Source organism: Methylobacterium nigriterrae (assembly GCF_037106235.1).
GTDB lineage: Bacteria > Pseudomonadota > Alphaproteobacteria > Rhizobiales > Beijerinckiaceae > Methylobacterium > Methylobacterium nigriterrae.
This window is the reverse complement of the sequence record NZ_JBAWTG010000618.1, coordinates 1-367: the sequence shown is the minus strand read 5'-3', so window position 1 is coordinate 367 and position 367 is coordinate 1. Positions and strand designations below refer to the sequence as shown.

1 pseudogene is annotated in these 367 nt (G+C 68.4%); it reads right to left on the bottom strand.

The features are described from left to right. Positions 1–276, bottom strand: a pseudogene (locus tag WDW90_RS38490) (transglycosylase domain-containing protein); the annotation flags it as partial. Positions 277–367: the final 91 nt, after the last annotated feature.

Here is a 367-nt window from a genome sequence, read left to right as displayed (position 1 = left end):
GACGCCGCCATGGTCCAGGTAGCGCTTGTCCTCGACGGCGATGATCGCCTTCTTCATCACCTCGGGGATCTCGTGCGGCTTGAGCACGACGGGGCAGCGGCAGTAGGCGTCCCAGCCCGACGCGGTGCGGGTGACCATCACCTGCGGCGAGGCGACGAGCAGGCGGAGCTGATCGCGCTTGAGATCCCAGAAGGACAGGGTCTCGGCCGCGCTGGTGCGAGTCGGACCAGCCGCTCCGGCCGCACAGAGGAGGACGAGGCCGACGGCACGCCGCATGTCCCAACTCCCCGGCCTCATCCGCCCGGCGGAATGCGGCTACAGCTTGAGCAGGTGTGGCTGTGACGAGCCGTCTACAAGGTTGTGACGG